The sequence below is a fragment of the Streptomyces sp. UF-297 genome (genome assembly GCF_058245575.1).
Genome location: NZ_JBSIBZ010000016.1, coordinates 1 through 23,497, shown reverse-complemented (window position 1 = coordinate 23,497; position 23,497 = coordinate 1). Strand labels below are relative to the sequence as shown.

22 protein-coding genes, 1 other RNA gene and 1 pseudogene are annotated in these 23,497 nt (G+C 73.3%); 10 read left to right on the top strand and 14 right to left on the bottom strand.

Going from position 1 to position 23,497, the window contains the following annotated elements; genetic code table 11:
- The first annotated feature begins 28 nt into the window (after nucleotides 1–28).
- On the top strand, nucleotides 29–1,048 hold the full coding sequence (locus tag AC4IJH_RS12180; protein ID WP_490851643.1) for a CHRD domain-containing protein: 1,020 nt from the start codon (nucleotides 29–31) through the stop codon (nucleotides 1,046–1,048).
- A gap of 161 nt (nucleotides 1,049–1,209) precedes the next feature.
- Here AC4IJH_RS12180 and AC4IJH_RS12175 read toward each other — a convergent pair whose 3' ends face one another.
- A complete protein-coding gene (locus AC4IJH_RS12175) occupies nucleotides 1,210–1,821 on the bottom strand; it encodes a CGNR zinc finger domain-containing protein (RefSeq protein WP_490851642.1) in 612 nt (203 codons plus the stop codon).
- Between the two features lie 296 nt (nucleotides 1,822–2,117).
- Here AC4IJH_RS12175 and AC4IJH_RS12170 point away from each other — a divergent pair, with 296 nt between their 5' ends.
- A complete protein-coding gene (locus AC4IJH_RS12170; RefSeq protein WP_490851641.1) occupies nucleotides 2,118–2,894 on the top strand; it encodes a class I SAM-dependent methyltransferase in 777 nt (258 codons plus the stop codon).
- Between the two features lie 14 nt (nucleotides 2,895–2,908).
- On the opposite strand, the gene AC4IJH_RS12165 is transcribed toward AC4IJH_RS12170, so the two are convergent.
- The 4 genes from AC4IJH_RS12165 to AC4IJH_RS12150 all read right to left on the bottom strand — a co-directional run bounded on the left by AC4IJH_RS12165 (nucleotide 2,909) and on the right by AC4IJH_RS12150 (nucleotide 7,352).
- A complete protein-coding gene (locus AC4IJH_RS12165; RefSeq protein WP_490851640.1) occupies nucleotides 2,909–4,075 on the bottom strand; it encodes a uroporphyrinogen-III synthase in 1,167 nt (388 codons plus the stop codon).
- 111 nt (nucleotides 4,076–4,186) lie between these two features.
- Nucleotides 4,187–5,563 (bottom strand): nitrate/nitrite transporter, encoded by a 1,377-nt coding sequence (locus AC4IJH_RS12160; RefSeq protein ID WP_490851639.1) that lies wholly within the window; start codon nucleotides 5,561–5,563, stop codon nucleotides 4,187–4,189.
- 160 nt (nucleotides 5,564–5,723) lie between these two features.
- On the bottom strand, nucleotides 5,724–6,251 hold the full coding sequence (locus AC4IJH_RS12155) for a DUF4232 domain-containing protein (RefSeq protein ID WP_490851638.1): 528 nt from the start codon (nucleotides 6,249–6,251) through the stop codon (nucleotides 5,724–5,726).
- A 129-nt stretch (nucleotides 6,252–6,380) separates the two neighbouring features.
- A complete protein-coding gene (locus AC4IJH_RS12150; protein WP_490851637.1) occupies nucleotides 6,381–7,352 on the bottom strand; it encodes a LysR family transcriptional regulator in 972 nt (323 codons plus the stop codon).
- 84 nt (nucleotides 7,353–7,436) lie between these two features.
- On the opposite strand from AC4IJH_RS12150, the gene AC4IJH_RS12145 reads away from it, so the two are divergent.
- The 6 genes and pseudogenes from AC4IJH_RS12145 (at nucleotide 7,437) to AC4IJH_RS12120 (ending at nucleotide 10,882) form a co-directional block, all read left to right on the top strand.
- A complete protein-coding gene (locus tag AC4IJH_RS12145) occupies nucleotides 7,437–8,720 on the top strand; it encodes an MFS transporter (protein WP_490851636.1) in 1,284 nt (427 codons plus the stop codon).
- A gap of 122 nt (nucleotides 8,721–8,842) precedes the next feature.
- Nucleotides 8,843–9,010, top strand: a pseudogene (locus AC4IJH_RS12140) (epoxide hydrolase N-terminal domain-containing protein); the annotation flags it as partial.
- The gene (locus AC4IJH_RS12135; RefSeq protein WP_490851635.1) at nucleotides 8,961–9,473 is read left to right on the top strand and encodes an epoxide hydrolase N-terminal domain-containing protein; all 513 of its coding nucleotides are present in this window, start codon (nucleotides 8,961–8,963) and stop codon (nucleotides 9,471–9,473) included. The pseudogene AC4IJH_RS12140 and the gene AC4IJH_RS12135, both read left to right, overlap by 50 nt.
- Nucleotides 9,474–9,507: 34 nt before the next feature.
- Nucleotides 9,508–9,714 (top strand): hypothetical protein, encoded by a 207-nt coding sequence (locus AC4IJH_RS12130; protein ID WP_490851634.1) that lies wholly within the window; start codon nucleotides 9,508–9,510, stop codon nucleotides 9,712–9,714.
- A gap of 116 nt (nucleotides 9,715–9,830) precedes the next feature.
- On the top strand, nucleotides 9,831–10,103 hold the full coding sequence (locus tag AC4IJH_RS12125; RefSeq protein ID WP_490851633.1) for a hypothetical protein: 273 nt from the start codon (nucleotides 9,831–9,833) through the stop codon (nucleotides 10,101–10,103).
- The gene (locus tag AC4IJH_RS12120; RefSeq protein WP_490851632.1) at nucleotides 10,100–10,882 is read left to right on the top strand and encodes a collagen-like domain-containing protein; all 783 of its coding nucleotides are present in this window, start codon (nucleotides 10,100–10,102) and stop codon (nucleotides 10,880–10,882) included. Before AC4IJH_RS12125 ends, AC4IJH_RS12120 begins: the two co-directional genes overlap by 4 nt.
- A 181-nt stretch (nucleotides 10,883–11,063) precedes the next feature.
- Here AC4IJH_RS12120 and ssrA read toward each other — a convergent pair.
- From ssrA to ftsE, 5 genes are all read right to left on the bottom strand, one after another.
- Nucleotides 11,064–11,434, bottom strand: a transfer-messenger RNA (tmRNA) gene (ssrA, locus tag AC4IJH_RS12115).
- Between the two features lie 108 nt (nucleotides 11,435–11,542).
- Entirely contained in the window at nucleotides 11,543–12,061 is a 519-nt protein-coding gene (gene smpB, locus AC4IJH_RS12110; protein ID WP_490851631.1) for an SsrA-binding protein SmpB, read from the bottom strand.
- A gap of 18 nt (nucleotides 12,062–12,079) precedes the next feature.
- Nucleotides 12,080–13,339 (bottom strand): S41 family peptidase, encoded by a 1,260-nt coding sequence (locus tag AC4IJH_RS12105; protein ID WP_490851630.1) that lies wholly within the window; start codon nucleotides 13,337–13,339, stop codon nucleotides 12,080–12,082.
- A gap of 67 nt (nucleotides 13,340–13,406) precedes the next feature.
- Nucleotides 13,407–14,318: a permease-like cell division protein FtsX gene (gene ftsX / locus AC4IJH_RS12100; protein WP_490851629.1), complete on the bottom strand. Its 912-nt coding sequence runs from the start codon at nucleotides 14,316–14,318 to the stop codon at nucleotides 13,407–13,409.
- Nucleotides 14,319–14,327: 9 nt separating this feature from the next.
- Nucleotides 14,328–15,017 (bottom strand): cell division ATP-binding protein FtsE, encoded by a 690-nt coding sequence (gene ftsE, locus AC4IJH_RS12095; RefSeq protein ID WP_490851628.1) that lies wholly within the window; start codon nucleotides 15,015–15,017, stop codon nucleotides 14,328–14,330.
- 274 nt (nucleotides 15,018–15,291) lie between these two features.
- On the opposite strand from ftsE, the gene AC4IJH_RS12090 reads away from it, so the two are divergent.
- Nucleotides 15,292–15,486 carry a hypothetical protein gene (locus AC4IJH_RS12090; RefSeq protein ID WP_490851627.1) on the top strand — a complete coding sequence of 65 codons (195 nt, stop codon included), beginning with the start codon at nucleotides 15,292–15,294 and terminating at the stop codon, nucleotides 15,484–15,486.
- A gap of 173 nt (nucleotides 15,487–15,659) precedes the next feature.
- Here AC4IJH_RS12090 and AC4IJH_RS12085 read toward each other — a convergent pair whose 3' ends face one another.
- The 4 genes from AC4IJH_RS12085 to AC4IJH_RS12070 form a co-directional block, all read right to left on the bottom strand.
- Nucleotides 15,660–16,658, bottom strand: a complete 999-nt coding sequence (locus AC4IJH_RS12085) for a hypothetical protein (RefSeq protein WP_490851626.1) — start codon at nucleotides 16,656–16,658, stop codon at nucleotides 15,660–15,662.
- 346 nt (nucleotides 16,659–17,004) lie between these two features.
- On the bottom strand, nucleotides 17,005–18,111 hold the full coding sequence (gene prfB / locus AC4IJH_RS12080) for a peptide chain release factor 2 (protein ID WP_490851625.1): 1,107 nt from the start codon (nucleotides 18,109–18,111) through the stop codon (nucleotides 17,005–17,007).
- 114 nt (nucleotides 18,112–18,225) lie between these two features.
- The gene (locus AC4IJH_RS12075) at nucleotides 18,226–19,509 is read right to left on the bottom strand and encodes a serine/threonine-protein kinase (protein WP_490851624.1); all 1,284 of its coding nucleotides are present in this window, start codon (nucleotides 19,507–19,509) and stop codon (nucleotides 18,226–18,228) included.
- Between the two features lie 261 nt (nucleotides 19,510–19,770).
- A complete protein-coding gene (locus AC4IJH_RS12070) occupies nucleotides 19,771–21,525 on the bottom strand; it encodes a serine/threonine-protein kinase (protein ID WP_490851623.1) in 1,755 nt (584 codons plus the stop codon).
- 522 nt (nucleotides 21,526–22,047) lie between these two features.
- On the opposite strand from AC4IJH_RS12070, the gene AC4IJH_RS12065 reads away from it, so the two are divergent.
- Nucleotides 22,048–23,497: FHA domain-containing protein (locus AC4IJH_RS12065; RefSeq protein ID WP_490851727.1), on the top strand; the 1,450-nt coding region annotated here is incomplete at its 3' end.

Genomic DNA, 23,497 nt, shown 5'->3' with positions numbered 1-23,497 from the left:
GCACCGGCCGCACACCGGGAGGTCCGCGATGAACCGCACCGGCAAGACGATCACCACCGTCGCCGCGGCCACCGTCGCCGCCGCGGCCGCCGCCGCAGTGACCCTCGCGGTCCTGCCGGCCGGCGCCCTGAGCGGCGGCGCCGCGCACAGGGGTCACGGCGCCGCCTCCGGCGCGCCCGCCGCGGGCGATACGGGCCAGGCCGGCCAGGGTGACGCCTTCTTCGCGGGCAGCCTCAACGGCGCGAACGAGGTGGCCACGCCGGGCGGCGACGCCGTCGGCGACCGGGACGGCCGCGCCATCGTCTTCCTGCGCGTCCGGGGCGCGACGGTCTCCTTCGCGCTCTCCTTCCGCGGCGTCCAGGCCCCCACGGCGGCCCATGTGCACCAAGGCGCCAAGGGGGCGAACGGCGCCGTGCGGATACCGCTGTTCGCCCAGCGCCCGGCCCAGGGGCGCACCACGGTCAGCGGTACGGCCGAGATCGCGGACGGGCGACTGCTGCGGCAGCTGCGGGGGGACCCCGGCGGCTTCTACGTCAACCTGCACACCGCGCGGTTCCCCGGCGGGGCCGTGCGCGGGCAGCTGCACAGGGTGTCCGGCTCCCTGGACATGGACCGGGTGCTGGGGCGCAGCTTCCTGTCGTCGGTCTCCCAGGGGGCGCAGGTCTACGCCTGCACCCGTCAGCAGGACGGCACCTTCGCCTTCACCCAGCACGGTGTACGGGCCCGACTCGACGGCGGTATCTCGCACTTCTTCGCCCGGCCCGGCCCCAAGGGCCCGCCCGCCTGGGTGGCACCGGACCGCTCGGCGGTCACCGGCAAGCTGCTGGGCAAGACCGCCAACGGCGCCGCGAACATCCCCGAACTCGACCTGGCGGCCCGTCAGGCAGGCAGTGCGCAGGGGCTGTTCGCGAACAGTACGGAGATCCTGCGGCTGAACACACAGGGCGGCGCCGCACCGGCCGGGACGTGCGATCCGGCGCGGCAGGCCGAGGCCGAGGTCCCCTACCGCGCCGACTACCTCTTCATCGGCGGCGCGCGGCGCCCCTGAGGGCCCACCACGCCCCCCTGTCGCCCCAACTGCCCAGAGGCGCCCGTCGGTTCCCTTCCCGCGGTCACGGTGCGCCCTTTCGCGACACGGCCCCCGGCCCCCCGACCGGGGGCCGTGTCATGTCCCGTACGGCCGTGCCGGTACGCCTCGGGCACCGGCCCTCAGGCCCGCGCCGCCACCGTCCGGCGCCGGTGCCGGGCCACCCGCTCACGGTTGCCGCACACCTCGCTGGAGCACCAGCGGCGGCGCCGTCCGCGCGAGGTGTCCAGGTAGACCAGCGCGCACGCCTCGCCCTCGCACTGGCGCAGCTGGCCGCGCGCGGCGGCGTCCGTCAGCAGCCCGACCGCGTCGCGCGCCACCGCGGCCAGCAGGCTCGCGCACTGCGGCGCGTCGGGCAGGGCGCCGGTCAGGGTGCCGTCCTCGGCGCGTACGGCGCGCAGGGCGGGCGGCGCCGCGGCCTCGGCGGTGGCGTGCAGCAACTGCAGGTCGGCGTCCGCGGCGCGGCCGGTCAGCTCCTGGCGCACGGTGCGCCACAGCACCGCGCGCAGCGCCCGGAAGCGGGCGACCCAGCCGCCGTCGACGGCGTCCAGCGAGGCGGTGGCCGGCACCACCCCGGCGCCGACGAGCCAGGCCCGCAAGTGCTCGGGGGTCACCAGCCGTTCGGGCCCTGCGAACCGGACGGGCCGCTCACCGGCCTCGGGCGCACCGGTCGTGGCCATCAGGTCCAGGCAGATCCGCCCGCAGTCGAACCGCAGGTCGTAGGGGGCCGCCATGTTCCTGTCACTCCTTAGGCACCCTGGGGCGCCGCTAGCCCTGTTCGTGTCGTACGCTCGCGCGCTCCTCCCAGAGTGCCCCGCCCGGTCGCGGGCCGGAACCCTCGGCACCGGTCCATACCAGCGCCCCTGGAACACCGGGCACTGTGCACCCCGTCTATACATAGAACGTATACACCTGATGTAGAGTCGCCGTTACGCACATCGGCCCATAGCCGCGCCCCTCCGCACGCTCGCACGCTTGCCGGAGAGCGGGCGCTCTCACCCGTCCCCGTTCACTCCTGACGAAGGTCGCCATGTCGTCCAAACCGCTCCTGAAGAACCGCGCCAGCCTCACCCACAAGGTCCGTTACGCGGCGCAGAATCCGGCCCGTATCGCCCCGTACCTCAAGCGCACCGCCCGTGACACCTGGCTGCGCCTGAAGCACCCCGACCACGTGGACTACTACCGCGCGGTGATGGCCTCGGACACCGGCCGCAACCCGGAGGCGGCCGTCGGCAGCCGCAGCCACGAGAGGTGGCTGGCGCTGGGCAAGATGCAGTTCGACTACCTGAGCGAGCACGGCCTGTCCCCGCAGCACCGCATGCTGGACATCGGCTGCGGCAACCTGCGGGCCGGCTGGCGCTTCATCGCGCACCTGGACAGCGGCAACTACTACGGGATCGACATCTCCCCCGACATCCTGATAGCCGCCAAGAAGACCCTGAGCACCTACGAACTCCAGGACAAGCTCCCGCACCTGACGATCACTCAGGACCTGAAGCTGGAGTTCCTGCCCGAGAAGCATTTCGACGTGGTGCACGCGCACAGCGTCTTCTCCCACTCGCCGATCACCGTGATCGACGAGTGCCTGGCCAACGTCGGCCGCGTCCTGGCGCCGGGCGGCTTCTTCGACTTCACCTTCGACCGCACCGACGGCGCCGAGCACCAGGTGCTGCGCGAGGACTTCTACTACCGCACCGAGACCCTGCTGCAGCTGGCCCGCAAGCACGGCCTTCAGGCGCGCTTCATGGAGGACTGGGAGACCCGTCCGCACGGCCAGTCCAAGATCCGGGTCAACAACCCGGAATAGGGCCCCGAGGTCAGCTAGGGCCGGTCGTCCGCGTACTTGGCGTCGGCCCGCGGGTCCAGCGCCAGCCGGTACCCCCGTTTGACGACCGTCTGGATCAGCTTCGGCGCCCCCAGCGCCACCCGCAGCCGGGCCATCGCCGTCTCGACGGCGTGCTCGTCCCGGCCCGCCCCCGGCAGGGCCCGCAGCAGATCACCGCGGGAGACCACCCAGCCGGGCCGGCGGGCCAGGGCGCGCAGCAGGGACATCCCGGCCGGCGGTACGGGCCGCAACGCGCCGTCGACCAGGGCGGCATGACCGCGGATCTCCACCTGCCGCCCGGCCACCGGCAGCGTCCGCGCGCGGGCCGGCAGCTCCCGGCACAGCAGCTGTACGAGCGGGCCGAGCCGGAAGCGCTCGGGCTGCAGGGTGGGCACGTCGCGCGCCTCCAGCGGCTGCGCGGTGACCGGTCCCACACACACCGCGAGCACGTCGCGGCGCAGCGCCGCCAGCAATTCCCCCGCCATTCCCCGCTGTTCGGCCCGCTTCAGGAGCGAGGCGGCGGCGGGCGCGCTGGTGAAGGTCACCGCGTCCAGGGTGCGCGCCAGGGCCGCGTCCAGCAGCCGGTCCACCGGGCCGATGTCCTGCGGCGGCATCCAGCGGTAGACGGGGATGCCCACCACCTCGGCGCCCGCGGCGCGCAGCGACTCCACGAAGCCCGGCAGCGGCTCGCCGTGCAGCTGGATCACCACCCGGCAGCCGTGCACACCCCGCTCCAGCAGCCGCTCCAGCACCTCCGCCATCGACTCCGAGGCCGGTGACCAGCGTTCGGTCAGCCCGGCCGCCCGGATCGCGCCGCGTACCTTGGGCCCTCTGGCCAGCAGTTCGGCGCCGCCCAGGCGGGCCAGCAGCGCCTCGCCCAGGCCCCAGCCGTCGGCGGCCTCGACCCAGCCGCGGAAGCCGATGGCCGTGGTCGCCACCACGATGTCCGGCGCCCGCTCGATCACGTCCTCGGTGGCGGCCAGGAGTTCGGCGTCGTCCGGCAGCGGGACGATGCGCAGCGCGGGCGCGTGCACGACCTGGGCGCCGCGCCGCTGAAGCAGCGCGCCCAGCTCCTCGGCCCGGCGGGCCGCGGTCACCCCGACGGTGAATCCGTCCAGCGGCCGCACGACGGGGGCCGCGGTGTCCTGCTGCTGTGCGTCCATGGTCCGTTCCGCTCCGCCGCGTTCCCGAGTGGTCCTGCCGGGTCCCGAGCCTGCCAAGGGCACATGACGATCACGGTTCCCGCGTATTTCGCGGCCATTACGGTGCCCGGCTCACACCTTCGCGTACACCGGGCGCGGCGCCCGCTCCGGGGCCGGTGCCGCCGTACGGCCCGCCCCGCGCAGGTATACGGCCCAGGTCACCGTGACACACACCGCGTAGAAGGCGAGGAAGGAGACGAAGGCCCAGGTGCCCGAGCCCTGGGCGGCGAAGGACTGCCGGAAGGCGAGGTTGACGCCCAGCCCGCCGAGCGCGCCCACCGCGCCGATCAGCCCCATGGCCGCGCCGGAGAGCCTGCGCCCGTGGGCGTCCGCCGCCGCGCCCGTCAGGCCCCTGGCCCCGGCCCTGGCCCGGAAGACGCCGGGGATCATCTTGTACGTGGCGCCGTTGCCCAGCCCGGTCAGCGCGAACAGCGCGATGAATCCGGCCACGAACAGCGCGAGCGAGTGCCGCAGCGAGGCCAGCAGGACGACGCCGGTGGCCGCCGCCATCGCGGCGAAGCAGACCAGGGTGATCCGGGCGCCGCCCAGGCGGTCCGCCAGCCGACCGCCCAGCGGCCTGGCCAGCGACCCCAGCAGCGGCCCGATGAAGGTGAGCGCCGCCGCCTGGAGCGGGGTGCGCGCGTACTGGTGCTGGAGGACCAGCCCGAAGGCGAAGCCGTAGCCGATGAAGGACCCGAAGGTGCCGATGTAGAGCAGCGACAGGATCCAGGTGTGCACATCGCGCACCGCCTCCCTGACCGCGCCGGTGTCGTTGGCGGCGGTGGCGAGGTTGTCCATGCGCAGCGCGGCCAGCAGCGCGGCGAGCACGGCCAGCGGGATGTAGAGGCCGAGCACGATCCGGGGGTGCGCGGCGCCCGCCGTCCCGATGACCAGCAGGCCCAGCAGCTGGACGACGGGGACGCCGAGGTTGCCGCCGCCCGCGTTCAGGCCCAGCGCCCAGCCCTTCTCCCGCAGCGGGTAGAAGGAGTTGATGTTGGTCATGGAGGAGGCGAAGTTCCCGCCGCCGACGCCGGTCAGCGCCGCGACGGCCACGAACACGGCATAGGGGGTGCCCGGTTGCATGACGAGGGCCGCCGCGAGGGTGGGCACGAGCAGCAGCAGCGAGCTGATCACCGTCCAGTTGCGCCCGCCGAAGCGCGCGACGGCGAAGGTGTACGGGACCCTCAGCACGCCGCCCACCAGCGTCGGCAGTGCCACCAGGAAGAACTTCCCGGCCGCGTCGACGCCGTACTCGGGCCCCATGAACAGCACCATCACCGACCACAGGCTCCACACCGAGAAGCCGATGTGCTCGCTGAACACGGAGTACACGAGGTTGCGGCGGGCGACGCGGGCGCCCTCTCGGCGCCAGAAGTCCCCGTCCTCCGGGTCCCACCGCTCGATCCAGCGGCCGCCTTTGCGCTCGCGTGCCGGGGCCGTGGCTGTCATGGCGCCTCCAGGTGTCGGGCCGTACCGCATCCCGCAACCGGGACCTGTGGACCGACGCTAGGCAGGGCGCGTTTCCGCGCTGTGGCGGCAGGTGACCGTCAGGCAACCTTGCTCTCACCCGGCGGTGCGGGGCGCGGTGAGCACGCGCCCCGGCGGGCGGCTACTCCGAGGTGCGCTTGGCCGGGCTGATGCTGATCTTGCCGTCGCAGACGTCCATCCGGCTGCGCTTGCCGGACTCGTCGCGCACCGTCACCGTCTTGCTCTTGGTGTCACGCGGCGCCTTGACGATCGCCTCCTCGCTGCTGACCAGGCACGCGGGCGAGTCGGGGCCCTTCTCGGTGTCCTGGTAGCGCAGCGGGAAGGTCAGCCGGTTGCCCGGGTTCAGATTGAGCGACAGGTCGCCCTGGCGGGCCACCGCGCGGGTCTCGGGCCCCTTGCCGACCCGTACCTCCATGACCGGGTACCCGCGGAAGACACAGGCCGAGTCGCCCTTGTTGACGACCGTCAGCTTGGCGTCCCGCTGCAGCGTGCGCGGCTTCTTCTTCAGCACGGTGGCCTGCCATTTCAGGCCCTTGGTCGTGCAGTCGGGGTTGAGCGCGGCCACCCGCGGCGAATCGCAGGCCGTCAGGCCGATGGTCGTCACCGTGGTCGCGGCCAGCAGTACCGCGATGAATGGACGTCTGCGCACGACTCCCCCTGATCGTTCCTATGGTGTTCCTGTGCGGTTCCTGTCCGTTTGGCGCACAGTCCCCCAGTGGAGATGAGCTTCACGACGGTTGGGTTGCCTGCACGCCTGGGGTCATTTGCGTGGCGGGGATCACTGGGCGGGTGCCCGCATCACCTCGGCATCGGCCCGCGGCAGCCAGCTCCCGCCCGGCGGGCGGGCCGGCCAGCCCTCCTCCCGCGCCAGCGCGCCGGCCGCCGCGCACAGCGAGCCCAGCCCCGGGTGGCGCAGGCCCCGGCGCCAGACCATCGACACCGGCGAGAGCGGCACCGGATCGACCAGCGGCCGCAGCGTCATCCCCGGCACCTCGATGAACTCCACGCTCGCCAGCACCGACCAGCCCCGCTTGCGCACCACCCGGACGAACTCCGCGTCCCCCTCGATCTCCGGAAAGGGCTCGGCGACGCCGATGCCGCGCCCCGCGAACAGCCGCTCGGCCAGATCGGTCCACTCCGCGGTGTGCGCGTTGCCCGCCGCGGCGTAGAGTGTCTCGCCCGCCAGGGACGCCAGCGGCACCTCGGGCAGCGCCGCCAGGGGGTGGTCGTCGGGCAGCAGGACGGCGAGGGGCTCGTACCGTACGGGACGGTGGTCCAGGCAGGCCCGTACCGCCGGATCGAGCCCGGCCAGCCGGCCGAAGGAGACGTCCAGCCGCCCGGCGAGGATGCTCTGCGCGGCGCCGGTCAGCCCGCTGTGGAAGCGGGCCACGAACTCGGTGGCGGCGTCCTCGCGCCGGGCCCGCAGCAGCACCCGGTGGGCGGTGCCGACCGCCGCTCCGACGTCGACCAGCAGCGGCCGCCCGCCTCCCGCCGCCGCCTCGGCCAGGGCGTCCTGCGCCGCCAGCACCCGCCGGGCGTACGGCAGCAGCCGCTCGCCGTCCGGCGTCAGGGACACCTGGCGGGTGGTCCGCAGGAACAGATCGGCGCCCAACTCCCGCTCCAGGCGCCGGATGTCGCGGCTCAGCGCCTGCTGGGCGACATAGAGCCGGGCGGCGGCGCGGGTGAAGTGGAGCTCGTCGGCGGCGGTGACGAAGGCGCGGAGCAGCCGGGGTTCGATGTCGCGGGGCACCCGCACATATTGACAACACAGATGCGTCAATGGCCACCGATCAGGTGTTGGACGCCCAACACCCCCCGGCACGACCGTAGATGCATGATCCTCTTCCTCGCCTCCCGGCCGGTCACCGCCCCGCCCGTGCGCAGGGTCCGCCCGCCCAGGGGCCCGTACGGCCGTCTCTTCGCCGTCCCCGGCACCCGCGCCTTCACCGCGGCCAACCTGCTGGCCCGCCTGCCCATGGGCATGTTCGGCATCAGCGCGCTGCTGATGATCGCCGCGTCGCGCGGCTCGTACGCCCTGGCCGGCGCGGTCACCGCGACCGGTCTGGCGGCCACCGCGCTCCTCGCGCCGTGGACGGCGCGGCTGATCGACCGCTACGGACAGGCCCGGATCGCCGTCCCCGCGACCGCCCTCGCCGCCCTCGGCTCCCTCGCCCTGCTGCTGTGCGTACGCTTCGACGCCCCCGCCTGGACCCTGTTCGCCTCCTACATCTGCACCGCGACCACCCCCAACACCGGCGGCATGTCCCGGGCCCGCTGGGCCCACCTCTTCCGCGACGACGCCCGCTGTCTGCACACCGCCAACTCCTTCGAGCAGGCGGCGGACGAGGCGTGCTTCATGCTCGGCCCGGTGCTGGCGGCCTTCTTGTGCACGGCCGTCGCACCGGAGGCGGGCACGGCGGCGGGCGTCGTCCTGCTGCTGACGGGGGTACTCCTCTTCGCGGCCCAGCGCCGCACCGAGCCCCCCGTGGCGCCGCGCACCGCCCACCGCACCCGCTCCCCGCTCCGCCTGCCCGGCGTCCCTCCCCTCCTGCTCACCTTCCTGCTGACCGGCGCGGTCTTCGGCTCCCTGGAAGTGGTCACGGTCGCCTTCGCCGACGGCCACGGGGTGCGCGCCGCGGCGGGCGGCCTGCTCGCGCTGCAGGCCGCCGGGTCCTGCGCGGCGGGCCTGCTGTACGGGCTGCGCGCACCGGCGGGCCCGGACCGCCCGGACCCCTTCGCCCGCTGTGTCACGGCGATGGCGGCCCTGATGTCCCTCCCGCTGCTCGCCGCGCTCCTCACCGGCAGCCCGCCCGTACTGGCCGCCGCGCTGCTGCCGGCCGGAATGGCCACCGCCCCTGCCATGGTCACCGGCATGCGCCTGGTCCAGCACCGCACACCCGCAGCCCAGTTGAACGAGGGCATGACGCTGGCCGTGACCGCGCTCCTGGGCGGCATCGCGACCGGCTCGGCCCTCGGCGGCTGGAGCGCGGAACACCTGGGCGCCACCGCGGGCTACGGGGTCCCGCTGACCGCGGCGGCGCTGGCGGCCGTCGTCGCCACCACGGGCCGTACCGCCGCGGCTCCGAAGCTCAAGTGGCGGGCGAGGAGGGCAGGTTGACGCCTCACCACCCGCCCGAAGTCCGGCCCGGCGCGGCCGCCGACGTGCCGCCGGGCCGCCGTGGAGGCCTGGCCGAAACGACCCCCCCCCGCCCCGCGCCCGTACGCCCCTCTCGTCGGCGCATGGCCCACGACCGGACACCTGCTTCCGCCCCTGCCGCCATCACTCCGTTCCGTATCGAGACGCCCTCCGCCGCGCTGGAGGACCTGCACCAGCGGCTGGACCGTACGCGCCGGCCCGATGCGGCGCCCGGCGAGGGCTGGGAGCAGGGCGTCCCGCTCGACCACCGCAAGGACCTCGCCGCCCACTGGCGGCACGGCTACGACTGGCGCCGCCACCGAGGCCGAGCTCAACGCGCCGGCGCAGTTCACCACCGAGATCGACGGCACCACCGTCCACTTCGTCCACCTGCGTGCCACCGCCGCCCGCACCCCCGCTCCCCTCCCCCTCGTCCTCCTCAACGGCTGGCCCAGCTCCTTCGCCGAATTCCTGGACCTGACCGGCCCTTTGGCCGCCGACGGCTCCGACCTGGTCGTCCCCACCCTCCCCGGCTACGGCTACTCGGGCCCGGTCCGCGAACCCGGCTGGCGCCGACTCCCCCGCCGGCCAGCTCGCCTGGACAGCCGAGGAGTTCACTGCCTTCTCCGACTGCGGCGACGCCCCGCAGTCCGACGTCGACCGCGACCGCCTGCTGACCACCGCGACCCTGTACCGGCTCACCAACACCGCCACCTCCTCCGCCCGCCTGTATGACGAGACCCACCACTCCCCCGCCGCCCTCGCGGCCATGACCGCCCCCTCCACCACCCCCACCGCCGTCTCCGTCTTCCCCGGCGACCTCTTCTTGCCCGTATGCCATCTCGCCGAGCGCCTGGACGCCATCGCGCGCTGGACCGAGCACGACCGCGGCGGCCACTTCCCCGCGCTGGAGACCCCCGATCTCCCGCTGGCCGACCTCCGGGCCTTCCTCCTTGATCAACTAGCGCCGCAATAAGCCGAGTTGGCTGGATTTCACCCCTCGCGGGCACATCCTTTAGGCATACGCCTCGTTACTCACTGCGAAGTACCCAGGTCGCCGCCGCACGGCCGAGCCCGCAGGAGGCAGTCACGTTGGATGCCACCGTCACCCTCTTCGGCTCCTTCCTCGCCTGCTTAGGAGTGCTGGGCGCCTCCGTGGTGGCCTACCTCGGCAAGCGGGGCGAGAACGCCCTGACCGGATTCTCCAGCCTCACCGAGAAGCTGCAGGCCGAGCGCGACCGCCTGGAGCGCCAGATCGCCGAACGCGACTCCAAGCTGGCCGAGTTGAGCGCCCTGCACAGCGCGGACCAATCGGAGATCGCGCGCCTGCGGCTGGACAACCAACGTCTGGGAGGACCGCCATGACCCGGCTCGAGCGGCTCCTGGCGGCCCGCTGGCGCAGCGTCTTCCTCGTCTGTGTGCTCACCGCGCTCTGTGGCATCGCCGTGATCCTGTGGGCCCGTATCGACGCCGGTGACCGCCGCGCCGACCAGTTCGCCATAGAGGCCGACCGCCGCGGCGAGGCCCTGTCCACCCTCGCCCGCGACGTCCGTACGCTGCGCGCCCAGGTCACCTCCCAGGGCGCCACGCCCGCCGCGCCCGACCCCTCCGAGGCCATCGACGACCTCCTGGCCCGGGTGGAGGTGCCCACCGCGGTGCCGGGCCTGCCGGGCGCCGACGGAAAGCCCGGCGAGAGCGGCGAGCGGGGAGCCAGGGGCGGTACGGGGTCCCAGGGGTCGGCGGGCGAGCGCGGCGAGCCGGGCGAACCGGGGCCGTCGGGCGCCCCCGGCTCCCCCGGCCCGACGGGCGAACCGGGCGCACCGGGCAAGGACGGCCTGAGCGGCCGCGACGGCGCCAACGGCACGGACGGCGCACCGGGCCCGGCCGGCCCCGCGGGCCCCGAAGGGCCCCAGGGCCCGGCCGGCGCCCAAGGACCTCAGGGCCCCCAGGGCGACAAGGGAGCCCCGGGCGCACCGGGCGCTCCCTGCCCCGACGGCTACACCCTCCAGCCGCCCCCCGGCGACCCCGACGCCCTGGTCTGCCGCCGTACCCCCGCCCCGGCCCCCGCCGACCCGCCTCCCTCCGCCCCCGCCCCGGCCCTCTCCCTCCTGGCCGCCCTGCCGCCACCGCGCCGCCGCGCCTGACGGGCACCCGGACAGCCCGGCCGTCCGCAGGCACGAAAAAGCCCCCCCGACCGGCGACGGTGTCGCAAGCCGGGGGGCTTTCTCTCACATGGGATGAGGGGGTCTGGGGGGCATGCCCCCCAGAAACCCGACGAGACGGGATCTGCTCGCGCAGTTCGCGAGCAGAAAGCACCCACTCGTCTCGTGGAGATGGCGGGAATCGAACCCGCGTCCAACGGTGCGGAAACAGGGCTTCTCCGAGCGCAGTCCGCTGTGCTTTTCTCGGCCCCGGCAGTCACACGGACAAGCCGCCGACGGGCCCAGCCACTGTTTGATTTCCCACCAGGCCCCGTGGCCGAACCTGGTGGTTTAGTTCCCTAGCTGATGCCAGGATCCGGGTCGGGAACACCCCCGGGCTGACACTTCGCAGGTCGCTACTTAGGCAGCGAGGGCGAAGGAATCGCGCTTGGTGTTGGCGATTATTTTTTTGCGACACGTGGTTAACGAGATCATTGCCGCTTCCTCGGCTCGCTTCCCCTGCCTCGACATCCGCTGTCGAAACCGATCATCCCCATGTTGTGTTTTCAAAGCGCGCACCCGCTGTGAGGTGCAGTAGCCATCGTACGTGACCAACGCGCGACGGTGCCAGCGTATTCCTGGCCGGTGGGAGCCGCAGCGCCCTCACTGCCCCCGCTGACGCCGCCGGGCCGCCGAGATCGCCCGGTCCGCCTCGCGCCGGTCCTGCTGCTCACGCAGCGTCTGCCGCTTGTCGTACTCCTTCTTGCCCTTGGCCAGCGCGATCTCGACCTTGGCCCGGCCCTTGAGGAAGTACAGGGACAACGGCACGATCGTGTGACCCGTCTCCTGCGTCTTGGACGCCAGCTTGTCGATCTCCTCGCGGTGCAGCAGCAGCTTGCGCTTGCGGCGCGCGGCGTGGTTGGTCCAGGTCCCCTGGGCGTACTCGGGGATGTGCACGTTGTGCAGCCACGCCTCGCCGCCGTCGATCTGGACGAAGCCGTCCACCAGGGACGCCCGCCCCTGCCGCAGGGACTTCACCTCGGTGCCGCTGAGCACCAGACCGCACTCGTAGGTGTCCAGGATGAGGTAGTCGTGCCGTGCCTTCTTGTGCTGCGCAATGAGCTTGCGCCCGGCCTCCTCGGCCTTCTTCTTCGCCTTGGTGTTCGCGTTCGCCTTAGCCATAGTGCCGACATTTTCGCACTACGCCCCGCCCCCGAGGCCACTCAATACTGTGCGGGCCCGCCCCTCGGCGCCGTCCTCGGCGACGAGGTCGGGGGTGATGCCCCGGCCGTCCACGCCCCGGCCCGAGGGGGTGCGGTAGTGGCCGACGGTGAGTTCGGCGACCGAGCCGTCCGGCAGCTCGCTGGGCATCTGCACCGAGCCCTTGCCGAAGGTCTGCGAGCCGACCAGCACCGCACGGCCGCGGTCCTGGAGCGCGCCGGCCAGCAGCTCGGCGGCGCTCATCGTGCCGCCGTCGACGAGGACGACCAGCGGGATCTGGGTGTTGCCGCCGTCCTCGGCGTACAGGGCGCGCTGGCTGCCGTGGATGTCGTACGTGGCCACCAGCCCGCCGTCCAGGAAGGCGGAGGCGGCGCTGACGGCCTCGGTGACCAGGCCGCCGGTGTTGCCGCGCAGATCGAGGAGTACGCCGCTGTAGGAGCCGGAGCGGGCGCCCGCGCGGGCGGCGTCGCGCACCGCCCTGCGGACCTCGTGGCCCGTGCCCTTGGCGAAGGCGTCGATCTTGATCCGGGTCAGCCCGCGCTCGCCCTCGGGGCGGTCGACGGTGACGTTCTCCGTTCTGAGCCGGGCGCGGTGCAGCGTGGCCGTCCACGTGCGCTTCCCGCGCTCCAGGCCGAGGTCCACCGGGCTGCCGGCCCGGGCGCCGCGCGCCGCGGGGCCGCGCGCGTCGCCGCGCAGCCGGGAGACGATCTCGGTGACCGGGCTGCCCTGCGCCGCCTTGCCGTCGATGCTCCGCAGCCCGTCGCCGGCCCGGATGCCGGACCGCGCCGCGGGGCTGCCGGGCTGCACCCGGGCGACCTCCACCCGGCCGTCGGCGCCGCGCCGCACCCACAGGCCGACGCCGACGTACTCGCCGTCCAGCTCCCGCTGGAAGCCCTCGTACTCGCGGGCGGTGTAGACCGTGGACCAGCGGTCGCCGCTGCGGCTGACGACCTCGGCCGCCGCTTGGGAGCCGGACTTGCCGTCCTGGATGGCCTGGTCGGCGGCCGCTTCGACGGCGGCGCGGTCGGCGGGGGCCGGTGCGCCGCCCCTGGCCCTGACCTCCGCGCGGGCCTCGGCGACCGTACGGGCCGCTATGCGCCGGCCCGCGGTGCCCTGCTCCTGCTCCGCCTCCCAGGTGCCCGTTGCGGCACCGGTGGCCAGCACGCTCGCGAAGACCAGCGTCAGGGCCGCCCCGCGGCGGATGCGGCGCGGCCGGACGAACAACCACGGGCCCGACATGCCGGTGAGTCTAGGCCAGAAAGAAGCGCCGTACGGTGAGTTGACCGTACGGCGCCCTTGGCATACCTCACACCTTGAGGTACTTGCGCAGCGCGAAGAACGCGGCGAGCGCCGGCATCAACAGACCGATCAGCAGCACCAGCGGAAGCACCGCGACCACCGAATCCCAGCCAATGAAGTTGATCACCTGGATCTTCGCCGCGAGCCAGTTGTTGACCAGGACGTACTTGCCGCCGACGATCAGGACGCAGGCGAACACCGCGCCGATCAGGCCCGCGATCGCTGCCTCCAGGATGAACGGCATCTGGATGTAGAAGCTGGACGCTCCCACCAGCCGCATGATCCCCGTCTCGCGCCTTCGGCTGAACGCCGACACCCGTACGGTGTTGACGATCAAGAGCAGCGCAACGATCAGCATCAGCCCCATCACGCACAGCGCGGCGATGTTCATGCCGTTGAGGAGGTTGAACAGCGGCTCGACGGTGTCCCGTTGGTCCTGCACCTCCTGGACTCCGGGCCGCTCGCCGAACGCCGACTTGATCACCTGGAACTTGGTCGGGTTCTTGAGCTTGACCCGGAAGGACTCCGGGAGTTGGTCGGGGGTCACGAGCCCGGCGACCGGGGTGTCGCCGAACTGCTCCTTGTAGTGCTTGTACGCCTGGTCACTGGACTCGTACTGCACGCTCTCCACGAGCGGCAGCCGGTCCAGCTCGGCCTTGATGTCCTTCTTCTGCTGCTCGGTGGCGGCGCCCTTGGCACAGTTGGTGCCGTTTCCCGCGTCGTTCTTGTTGCAGAAGAAGATGGAGACGTTGACCTTGTCGTACCAGTAGCCCTTCATGTTGCTGACCTGGTCGCGCATCAGCAGCGAGGCGCCGAACAGGCCGAGCGAGAGGGCCACGGAGACGATGACGGCGAAGGTCATCGTGAGGTTTCGGCGGAGACCGACGCCGATCTCCGACAGGACGAACTGGGCGCGCATGGCGTCCTTTCAGTGCTGGTAGCCGTAGACGCCGCGCGACTGGTCGCGTACGAGCCGGCCCTTTTCTAGTTCCATGACCCGCTTGCGCATCTGGTCGACGATCTGCTGGTCGTGGGTGGCCATGACCACCGTCGTACCGGTCCGGTTGATCCGGTCCAGCAGCTTCATGATGCCGACGGAGGTCTGCGGGTCGAGGTTGCCCGTCGGCTCGTCCGCGATCAGCAGCATCGGGCGGTTGACGAACGCCCGGGCGATGGCCACGCGCTGCTGCTCGCCGCCGGACAACTCGCCCGGCATACGGTCCTCCTTGCCGCCCAGACCCACCAGGTCCAGGACCTCGGGGACGGTCTTGCGGATCTGCCCGCGCGGCTTGCCGATGACCTCCAGCGCGAAGGCGACGTTCTGCCCGACCGTCTTGTTGGGGAGCAGCCGGAAGTCCTGGAAGACCGTGCCCACCTGGCGCCGCATGTGCGGGACCTTCCAGTTGGACAGCTTCGCGAGGTCCTTCCCCAGTACGTGCACCGCGCCGTGGGAGGCGCGCTCCTCGCGCAGGAGCAGGCGCAGGAAGGTGGACTTGCCGGAGCCCGAGGAACCCACCAGGAAGACGAACTCACCGCGTTCGATCTCCAGCGAGACGTCTCGCAGAGCGGGGCGGTTCTGCTTCGGGTAGGTCTTGGAGACGTTGTCGAATCGGATCACAGATGCACCACGGTCGACCTGGGTAGGGGATACGGGCTGCCGAGTTGCGGCTCCCGTCGGTGTGCGTGACCATACGCGAACCACGCGTGGCGGCGCAGTCGCCGTGAGGTGTTGGTGCGTTTATTCACGGCATCTACGGGGACAAACCGAGCACATTCCGGCCGTGGAACGGCGGCTGAACGGTGGGGCGCGCCGATCGGTCGCGGAGCTGGCACAGTGGTAGAGGGAACCAATGCGCGTTCCGGTGCGTTGGCGCTTGTGAGAAGGAGGTCGCATGACGTACGACCGACTGGTGTGCGCCAACTGCGCGGCCCCTGTGAACGAGGGCCGCTGCCCGGTGTGCCGGGCCAGCAGGGAGCGGCTGCAGCACCAGGCAGGCGGCATCTTCGCCCAGCTGACGCCCGCGATGCTGGTGGCGCTGCTGGTGGCGCTCATCGCGGTGGCCCTGCTGGTGCACCAGGCCGCGTAGCGCCCGCCGGGCAGCCCTGAGGTCACCGACCGTGGCGCCCCGGACACCCTGACGTTTCGCTCTTTTGCTCTTCCGCCATTCCGTCCTTCCGCGCCTTTACGGCCCAGGGGCCCGGAGCGCTGGTGCGCTCCGGGCCCCTGGTCTGCCGCGATCGGCTCGCGTCAGGTGGTGGATCAGGCAGCGGCCGCGCCGCCACCGCCGCCCTTGATCAGGCGCGGCATCATGCGGAAGCCGACGCCGCCCGCGATCATCGTGGCGGCGCCGATCAGCAGGAAGGTGGTGCCGGAGGCACCGGTCTCGGCCAGCTCGCCGCCCTTGGCCTGCTGCTGGGTCTGCTGCTTGGCCTGGCCCGGAGTGTTGGCGATCTGCTCCTTGGACTGGCCCGGCTGCTCGATCGGCTTGCTGCCGGCGTTGTCCGTACCGGTGCCGGTGCCGTCGCCGGAGCCACCGGTGGTCAGGCCACCGGCGTTGCCGCCGCCGCTGTGGCTGCCGCCGGAGGTGCCGCCGGTGTTGTTGCCACCGTTGTCGCCGCCGGTGGAACCGCCGGAGTTGCCGCCCGTGGAGCCGCCGGTGCTGCCACCGGTGTTGCCGCCGCTCGTGGAGCCGCCGGTGCTGCCACCGGAGTTGCCGCCCGAGTTGCCGCCGCCGGTGGTGCTGCCGCCCGAGTTGCCGCCACCGGTGGTGCTGCCGCCGGTGTTGCCACCGGAGTTGCCGCCGTTCGAGGAGCCGCCGGTGGTGCCACCGTTGCCGCCGCCGGTCGTGGTGCCGCCGGTGGTGGGCTCGCCACCGGTGGTGCTGCCGCCCGTGGTGGTGGTGCCGCCGCTGGTGGTGGTGCCGCCCGTGGTCGGCTCGCCACCGGTGGTGCTGCCGCCGGTCGTGCTCGTACCGCCGGTGGTCTCCTCGCCGCCGGTGGAGCCGGAGGACACGCCGCCTATGGTCTCCGAGCCGCCGGTGGTGCCGCCGTTCTCCTCGCCACCGCTGGTGCCGCCGTCGCTGTCGCCGCCACCGAAGAGGCCGATGCCGCCGAGGAAGCCGCCGCCGCCCTTCGTGGTGGTCTGCTCCGCGTCCGTACCGACCGCGGAGGCCGCGCCCGCCGCCGTCAGCGACGCACCGGCCGCGATGACCGCGGCGGCCGCGACACGCGCTACGCGCAGCCGAGTCTTCTTCGTCATGTGCCTGCTACCCCCAGTAGCTGTACTCGTCAATGGAGCATCGCTGTACGGGGCCGCGGCCGGAGCGGGTGTGCGCGTACGCAGCCCCGCCGGGCGGGCAGTTCACACATCTCCCCGTTCACACGCGCCCCAGACATACGCATGCCGCGCCCCACCCTTCCCAGTTCTCACACCAACGTCAAGGTCGTTTAAAGGGGTGATGACCGAATTGGCATGAATTGCTGGGTGCATGGACGTATGACTGTGACCAAACCTCCACACGAAAAAACAACTGCCGCTCAAAAAGCGGCAGTTGTTTTCACGGTATGCAGAGGGACCAGGAAAATCCCGCCGTCCGCTGCGCCGGTTACTTCTCCTGCTGCTTGCGCCAGCGGATTCCGGCCTCCAGGAAGCCGTCGATGTCGCCGTCCAGCACGGCCTGCGGGTTGCCGACCTCGTGCTCGGTGCGCAGGTCCTTGACCATCTGGTACGGGTGCAGGACGTACGAGCGCATCTGGTTGCCCCAGGAATTGCCGCCGTCGCCCTTGAGCGCGTCCATCTTGGCCTGCTCCTCCTGGCGGCGGCGCTCCAAGAGCTTGGCCTGGAGGACGTTCATCGCGGTCGCCTTGTTCTGGATCTGCGAGCGCTCGTTCTGGCAGGAGACGACGATGCCGGTCGGGATGTGCGTCAGGCGCACCGCGGAGTCGGTGGTGTTCACGCCCTGGCCGCCGGGGCCGGAGGAGCGGTACACGTCCACCCGCAGATCCGATTCGTCGATCTCGATGTGGTCGGTCGTCTCGACCACCGGCAGCACCTCGACACCCGCGAAGGAGGTCTGGCGGCGGCCCTGGTTGTCGAACGGCGAGATGCGCACGAGGCGGTGCGTGCCCTGCTCCACCGAGAGCGTGCCGTAGGCGTAGGGGACCTGCACGGCGAAGGTGGTCGACTTGATGCCGGCCTCTTCCGCGTAGGAGGTCTCGTACACCTCGGTCTTGTAGCCGTGGCGCTCGGCCCAGCGCAGGTACATGCGCTGCAGCTTCTCGGCGAAGTCGGCGGCGTCCACGCCGCCGGCCTCCGCGCGGATGTTGACCAGCGCCTCGCGGGAGTCGTACTCGCCGGACAGCAGGGTGCGGACCTCCAGCTCGTCCACCGCCTTGCGGACGGCGGCCAGCTCGGCCTCGGCCTCGCCGCGCGCGTCCTCGTCGTCCTCGGCCTCGGCCAGCTCGAAGAGCACCTCGACGTCGTCGACCCGGCCGCGCAGCTCCTCGGCCCTGCGCAGCTGGCCCTGGAGGTAGGACAGCTGGCTGGTGATCTTCTGCGCGTTCTCCGGGTCGTCCCACAGGGACGGCGCCGCGGCCTGCTCCTCGAGCACGGCGATATCGGCCCTCATCTTGTCGAGGTCCAGGACGGCCTCGATCGACCCCATGGTCGAGGAGAGGGACTTCAGCTCTTCGGATACATCGACGACTGCCACGCACCCAGCCTAACGGCTGCCGCCGCCTCCATGTCCCGTACCTGCGAGCGGCCCCCGTTCCGCCCGGCCGCGGCGCGTCCGGCGGGGCCGTACGCGCCCGGCGCACCGGGCGGGTCAGGGCGTGCGCCGCTCCGGCTGGTGCACGCCGGGCCGGGAGTCCGGCTTGTCCTCGCCGCCGCCGACGGCCAGCCAGCCGCCCACGCCCGCGGCGACGAGGACCGCGGCGGCGGCAGCGCCGAGCTTGATGCGGCGGCGCCGCACCGCGTCGCGGCTGCGCGCCGAGCCCGCCCTGCGCTCGCCCGCCATCCGCGGGGAGCGGGCGGTGCCGTGCGCGCCGCCCGCCAGCTCGTCGGGGCCGGGGACGCGCATGCTGGTGTGCGTCTCGCGGTTGGAGTCCGGCACCGCGCCGTGCACCAGCGGGACGGCGCCGCGCGGCCGGGCCTCGCCGGGGGCCACCGGCGGGTAGAGGGTCTCCTCGTACGGGCCGGAGGCGCCCGCGGAGGCCGGGCTCTCGCCCGCGGCCTCGGCGTCGGCCTCCTCGTCGTCCGGCTCGTCGATGTCCAGCGGCGGAACCCCGGCCAGGCCGGGCAGCATCTCCCGCAGCCGGGCGGCCAGCTCGGGGGCGCGCAGCCGGGAGGCGGGCGCCTTGGCCAGGCACTGCAGGAGCAGCTGCCACAGCTCGTCGGGGATGCCGGGCAGCGGGGCGACGGTCTCGGTGACATGGCGGCGCAGTACGGCGCCGGGGTGGCCGCCGCCGAAGGGCGTGAAGCCGGCGAGCAGCTCGTACAGGACGGTCGCCAGGGCGTAGACGTCCACGGAGGCGCGCGGCGGCAGGCCCTCGATGATTTCGGGGGCGAGGTAGTCGGGGGTGCCGATGACCTTGGTGGAGCGGGTGCGGCGCGGGGAGTCGACCAGGCGCGCGATGCCGAAGTCGGTCAGCAGGGCCGGGTGCGCGCCGGCCGGGCCGAGCGGGCCCTGCATGTCCAGGAGGACGTTCTCGGGCTTGACGTCGCGGTGCACGATCCCGGCGGCGTGCGCGGCGGAGAGCGCGTCGGCGACGTCGGCGGTGATGGCGACGGCCGCCTCGGGGGCGAGGCGGCGCTCGCGGTCCAGGCGGGTGCGCAGGTCCGTCCCCCGTACGAGGTCCATCACCAGCGCGAGGTCGTTGCCGTCCACGACGAGGTCGCGCACGCCGACCACCCGGGGGTGGTCCAGGCTGAGCAGCGCGGTGCGCTCCTGCACGAAGCGGCCCACCAGCTCCTGGTCGGAGGCGAGGTCCTCGCGCAGCAGCTTGATGGCCACGGCCCCCTCGGGGCCCTCGCCCAGCCACACCGTGCCGGCGCTGCCGCGCCCCAGGATCTGGTGGGCGGTGTACCGGCTGCCGATCTTCCGTGCCAAGACTGCTCCGACGGGTCTTGTCCAACAGGTGCCCGGCCCCGGTGCGCTCGGGCAAGCGCCTCAGGGTCCGGTGTTGGCGACAAAACTACGCGGGCGGCGGGGGCTTGGGTGCCCCGGACGGCGCCAACGGTCGCTTCTGCGGCGGAAAACACCCTTCAGGTGTCGACAAATCTCCACAGTCGCGTGGCGCGGGTCCCTTCGAAAGACGCCCGCCCGGGGCGTGGAGCGGGTGCTCCGTACCCCGGGATGCCATATCCGCGGCTACGGTCCGCCCAGGCTGGAGACCCAGTCCTTGACGTCGGAGATCCACTGGCCGATCTGGTTCCAGAAGCTGCGGCCGTCCGCCACCCAGTCCTGCAGCGGCGTCAACTCCCAGATCAGCCAGGCGCCCACGACCAGCAGCACGATCATGAACAGGCAGCCCTTGAGGCAGCCCAGACCGGGGATGCGCATGCGGTTGGGGCTGCGCCGCCGCGGCTCGCGGGGCTCCCGGCGGGGCCGCGGCTCCGGCGCCGGCGGGCGCTGCGGCTCGTAGCGCTGCGGCGGCGGCTGCTGCGGGCGCTGCTGCGCCTGCGGCGGGGCGGCGTAGGGCGCCGGGGCCTGCTGCTGGCGGTAGAGCTGCTGCTGCGGGCGCTGCTGTTGCTGGTACGGAGGCTGCTGGGGCGCCTGCTGCGGCGGCTGCTGGGGGGCCGGGCGGCGCTGGGGGCGGCGGCGCAGCGGGTCCTGGCCGGGCTCCAGGTACTGCATCTGCGTCTGCTCGTTGCGGTCGCGGGCGGCCCGCAGCTGGGACTCCCAGGGGTGCGGGCCGTCCGGCTCCTGGGGCGCGCCGGCGGGCGGGCCCGGGAGTACGGGCGGCATCGCGCGCGTCGGGTCGGGGCCGCCCTGGCCGGACCCGTAGCCCTGGCCGCCGGGGCCGGAGCCGTGCTGCATCACCTGGGTCGGGTCGGCGTCGGGGCCGCCCTGCCCGCTGGTGGGCAGCACGCTGGTGGGCGCGGCCGGGTCGTAGGAACCGGCGTTGGAGGGCAGCACCTGGGTGGGGTCGGCGTCACCGGTGCCGCTGCCCAGGCCACCGCCGCCGGAGCCGGGGACCGGCGCGGGGGCCGGGTCGGGCGCGAGCAGCGCGGCGACGCCGAGCGCGGCCTCGGCCTGGGCGGGGGTGGCGTGCACCCCGACGCCCGCCGCGACGGTACGCAGCGCGCGGGCGAGGTTCTCGGCGCTGGGCCGCTCCTCGGGCTTCTTGCGCAGACAGCGCTCGATGACCGTCCACAGCGGTTCGGGGACGGTGCTGGGGCGGCGCGGCTCCTCGCTCAGGTGGCGGTGCAGCACCTCCAGGGCGGTCGCGCCGGCGAACGGCGGACGCCCGGTGACCAGCTCGTACAGCAGGATTCCGGCGCCGTAGATGTCCACGGCGGAGGTCTGCGGACGGCCCTCGGCGGACTCCGGCGCCACATAGGCGGGGGTGCCGACGAACTCGTGGGTGCGGGTCAGGCCCGGGGAGTCCGCGAGGCGGGCGATGCCGAAGTCGGTCAGCATCGGGTGCATCTCACCCTCGCCGTCCGAGCCGGCGAGCAGGACGTTGGCGGGCTTGAGGTCGCGGTGCACCACGCCGTCGGCGTGGCTGGCGGCCAGCGCGTCGGCGATCTGGGCGGTCAGCAAGGAGGCGGCGACCGGCGAGAAGGGGCCGTTGTCGCGCAGGTAGCGGTGCAGGTCAGGGCCGTCGACCAGGTCCATGACCAGCGCGAGCAGATCGCCCTCGACGACCAGGTCGCGGGTGCGGACGATGTTGGGGTGGGTCAGGCGCAGCAGGACGGAGCGCTCGCGCAGAAAGCGCATCACCACGTCCGCGTCGTGCGCCAGTTCCTCCTTGAGCACCTTGATCGCGACCGTCTCGCCGGGCTCTCCCGCGACGGCGGCCTCGGCACCCGCGGTCTCTCGCTGGCGGGCACGCCAGACGGTGCCCGTGGCGCCGCGTCCGAGCGGCTCCTCGAGCAGGTACTTGCTGCCTACCGGCCGCACGTCATGCGCTCCCTGATCGTGGTTCCTGCGCTGTCCAGCCCCCCGGGGCGGTGTCCGCCCGTCCGCCCCACTGTAGTGCCGCCGATAGAGCTACCGGCCGGGCACAACGGGCGGGGCTTGAGTGGAAGACGCGCGTTCCGGACAGATGGTTGCCGATCGTTGGCCACCGCTTGACGCAGACCGCTTCCGGCCCGGTTGACTGCCTCCTTTCTCACTTTTCCCCCTTGCTCCCCTGCACTCACATCCGCGCACACATCGCCAATGATCGAAAACAGGCCGTTTGCATGTCTCAAGCAGGCACTTTTGCATCCTCAGTCGACCAATCAAGATCATTGAGTGACGGTCGCCGGGCGCGTTGTCAGTGGCAGGTGCGAGGATGCATCCAGCACGGAAGCGGTGGGGTGGCAGGTCTCCGTCGCGACGTGGGACTAGGGACTTGTACGTGCCGACGTGCTCGGCTGCGGTGGGGGGCGAAACGGAACCCCTGCCGAACTCCCCGGGCAGAAGGGACCGTTGACGGCGATGCAGATCCGGCTGACCGTCCTCGGGCCGCGCAGCGGCCACTCCACACGCGCGTGCGACGTGCTCGTCACGGCCCCGGCCGGGACGGCCCTGGCTGCGGTCGCCAGCAGCCTCGCGGCGGCCGTGGCCGGCTCCGGTGCGGATGTCGGCGCCACCAGCAGCACCGGCAGCAGCACCTCGGGCGGCGCGGCCCCGGGCGGCACCAGCGGCCCCGTCGTGCTGTACGCCGGGTCGGAGCGGCTGGACACCCAGCGCGCGGCCATCGGCGAACCACCGCTGATCGACGGCGCGGTGCTGTCCCTGCACGGACCGGGCCCCGCCCCCGCCCACGGCCTGCCCCCGCAGGGCACGACCCGCCTCCAGGTGGTCTCGGGGCCCGACGCGGGCGGCGTCCACCTCCTGCACGGCGGCCAGATCCGCATCGGGCGCTCGGCGGACGCGGACGTCCCGCTGGACGACCCGGACGTCTCCCGGCTGCACTGCGCGGTCACCGTCGAGCAGGACGGCTCGATAACGGTCGCCGACCTCCGCTCGACCAACGGCACGGTCCTGGACGGCACCGAGGTCGACGAGGTCCCCGCCCCCATGCGGCCCGGCACCCTGCTGCGCATCGGCGAGTCCGCGCTGCGCCTGCACCCCTCCCCCACCGCGCCCGACCCCTGTCTTGAGTCCACCCCCGACGGCGAGGGCCATCTGCGCGTCTCCCCCGCCTCCGCCCCCGGCGTCCCCGGAATACGCCCCGCCACCCACGACACCGCCCCCGGCGGGCATGCCTCCGGCGCCCATGCCTCCGGTGGCACCCCTCCCGCGTACGACGCTCCCGGCCGTCCGGCCGCGGCCGAAGGGCGCATCCCGGCCCCCGCCGCGCCCGGCGCCCATGCCACGGCCGGTGCCCGCTCCGCGTCCGCGCAGCCCACCGCCCACGCCACCGGCCCGTACACCCCGCAGTCCGCCGCCCAGCCGGAGCGGGCCCCGCAGCCCGCGCCCGCCGAAGCGGCCGGTGCAGGGGCGGGCGCGGCGCCCCGGGAGGATCTCCACAGCGAGCCCGCCGCCCCCGCCGAGTGGCCCGTCCACCAAGGCTTCTCGGGCCCTGCGGCCCCGATGGACGGCCCTGCGCCCGGCTCCTGCGGCAGCGCCGCCCCCGCCGAGGCCCCGCCCGCCTGGGCCTCCTCCGCCCGCCGCGGCACCCCCGTGCGCGGCACCTCCACCGCCGACCTCGGCCCCGGCTTCCCCGACAGGTCCGCCGCCGAGCCCTCCGACGCCCCGGCCCCCGGGGCACCGGCCCCGTACGCCCCCGCCACGGACGACGAAACCCACGGCGGACAGCAGGACTTGAGCTCCGGCGCGGCGCCCCGCAAGGGCGGCAGGCGCGGCGGCCTGGGCGCCTGGGCCCGCCGGCTGGCGGGCGGCAGGCCCGCCGCCGAGCGCCCCGGCTCCGCCCCCGCCGACC

Excerpts from the sequence above, each read along its gene's own strand:
- AC4IJH_RS12180 (WP_490851643.1), top strand. The coding sequence starts at position 29 with ATGAACCGCACCGGCAAGACGATCACCACCGTCGCCGCGGCCACCGTC.
- AC4IJH_RS12175 (WP_490851642.1), bottom strand. The coding sequence starts at position 1,821 with ATGGCGGCCCCCTACGACCTGCGGTTCGACTGCGGGCGGATCTGCCTG.
- AC4IJH_RS12170 (WP_490851641.1), top strand. The coding sequence starts at position 2,118 with ATGTCGTCCAAACCGCTCCTGAAGAACCGCGCCAGCCTCACCCACAAG.
- AC4IJH_RS12165 (WP_490851640.1), bottom strand. The coding sequence starts at position 4,075 with ATGGACGCACAGCAGCAGGACACCGCGGCCCCCGTCGTGCGGCCGCTG.
- AC4IJH_RS12160 (WP_490851639.1), bottom strand. The coding sequence starts at position 5,563 with ATGACAGCCACGGCCCCGGCACGCGAGCGCAAAGGCGGCCGCTGGATC.
- AC4IJH_RS12145 (WP_490851636.1), top strand. The coding sequence starts at position 7,437 with ATGATCCTCTTCCTCGCCTCCCGGCCGGTCACCGCCCCGCCCGTGCGC.
- AC4IJH_RS12135 (WP_490851635.1), top strand. The coding sequence starts at position 8,961 with ATGCGGCGCCCGGCGAGGGCTGGGAGCAGGGCGTCCCGCTCGACCACC.
- AC4IJH_RS12130 (WP_490851634.1), top strand. The coding sequence starts at position 9,508 with ATGACCGCCCCCTCCACCACCCCCACCGCCGTCTCCGTCTTCCCCGGC.
- AC4IJH_RS12120 (WP_490851632.1), top strand. The coding sequence starts at position 10,100 with ATGACCCGGCTCGAGCGGCTCCTGGCGGCCCGCTGGCGCAGCGTCTTC.
- smpB (WP_490851631.1), bottom strand. The coding sequence starts at position 12,061 with ATGGCTAAGGCGAACGCGAACACCAAGGCGAAGAAGAAGGCCGAGGAG.
- AC4IJH_RS12105 (WP_490851630.1), bottom strand. The coding sequence starts at position 13,339 with ATGTCGGGCCCGTGGTTGTTCGTCCGGCCGCGCCGCATCCGCCGCGGG.
- ftsX (WP_490851629.1), bottom strand. The coding sequence starts at position 14,318 with ATGCGCGCCCAGTTCGTCCTGTCGGAGATCGGCGTCGGTCTCCGCCGA.
- AC4IJH_RS12090 (WP_490851627.1), top strand. The coding sequence starts at position 15,292 with ATGACGTACGACCGACTGGTGTGCGCCAACTGCGCGGCCCCTGTGAAC.
- AC4IJH_RS12085 (WP_490851626.1), bottom strand. The coding sequence starts at position 16,658 with ATGACGAAGAAGACTCGGCTGCGCGTAGCGCGTGTCGCGGCCGCCGCG.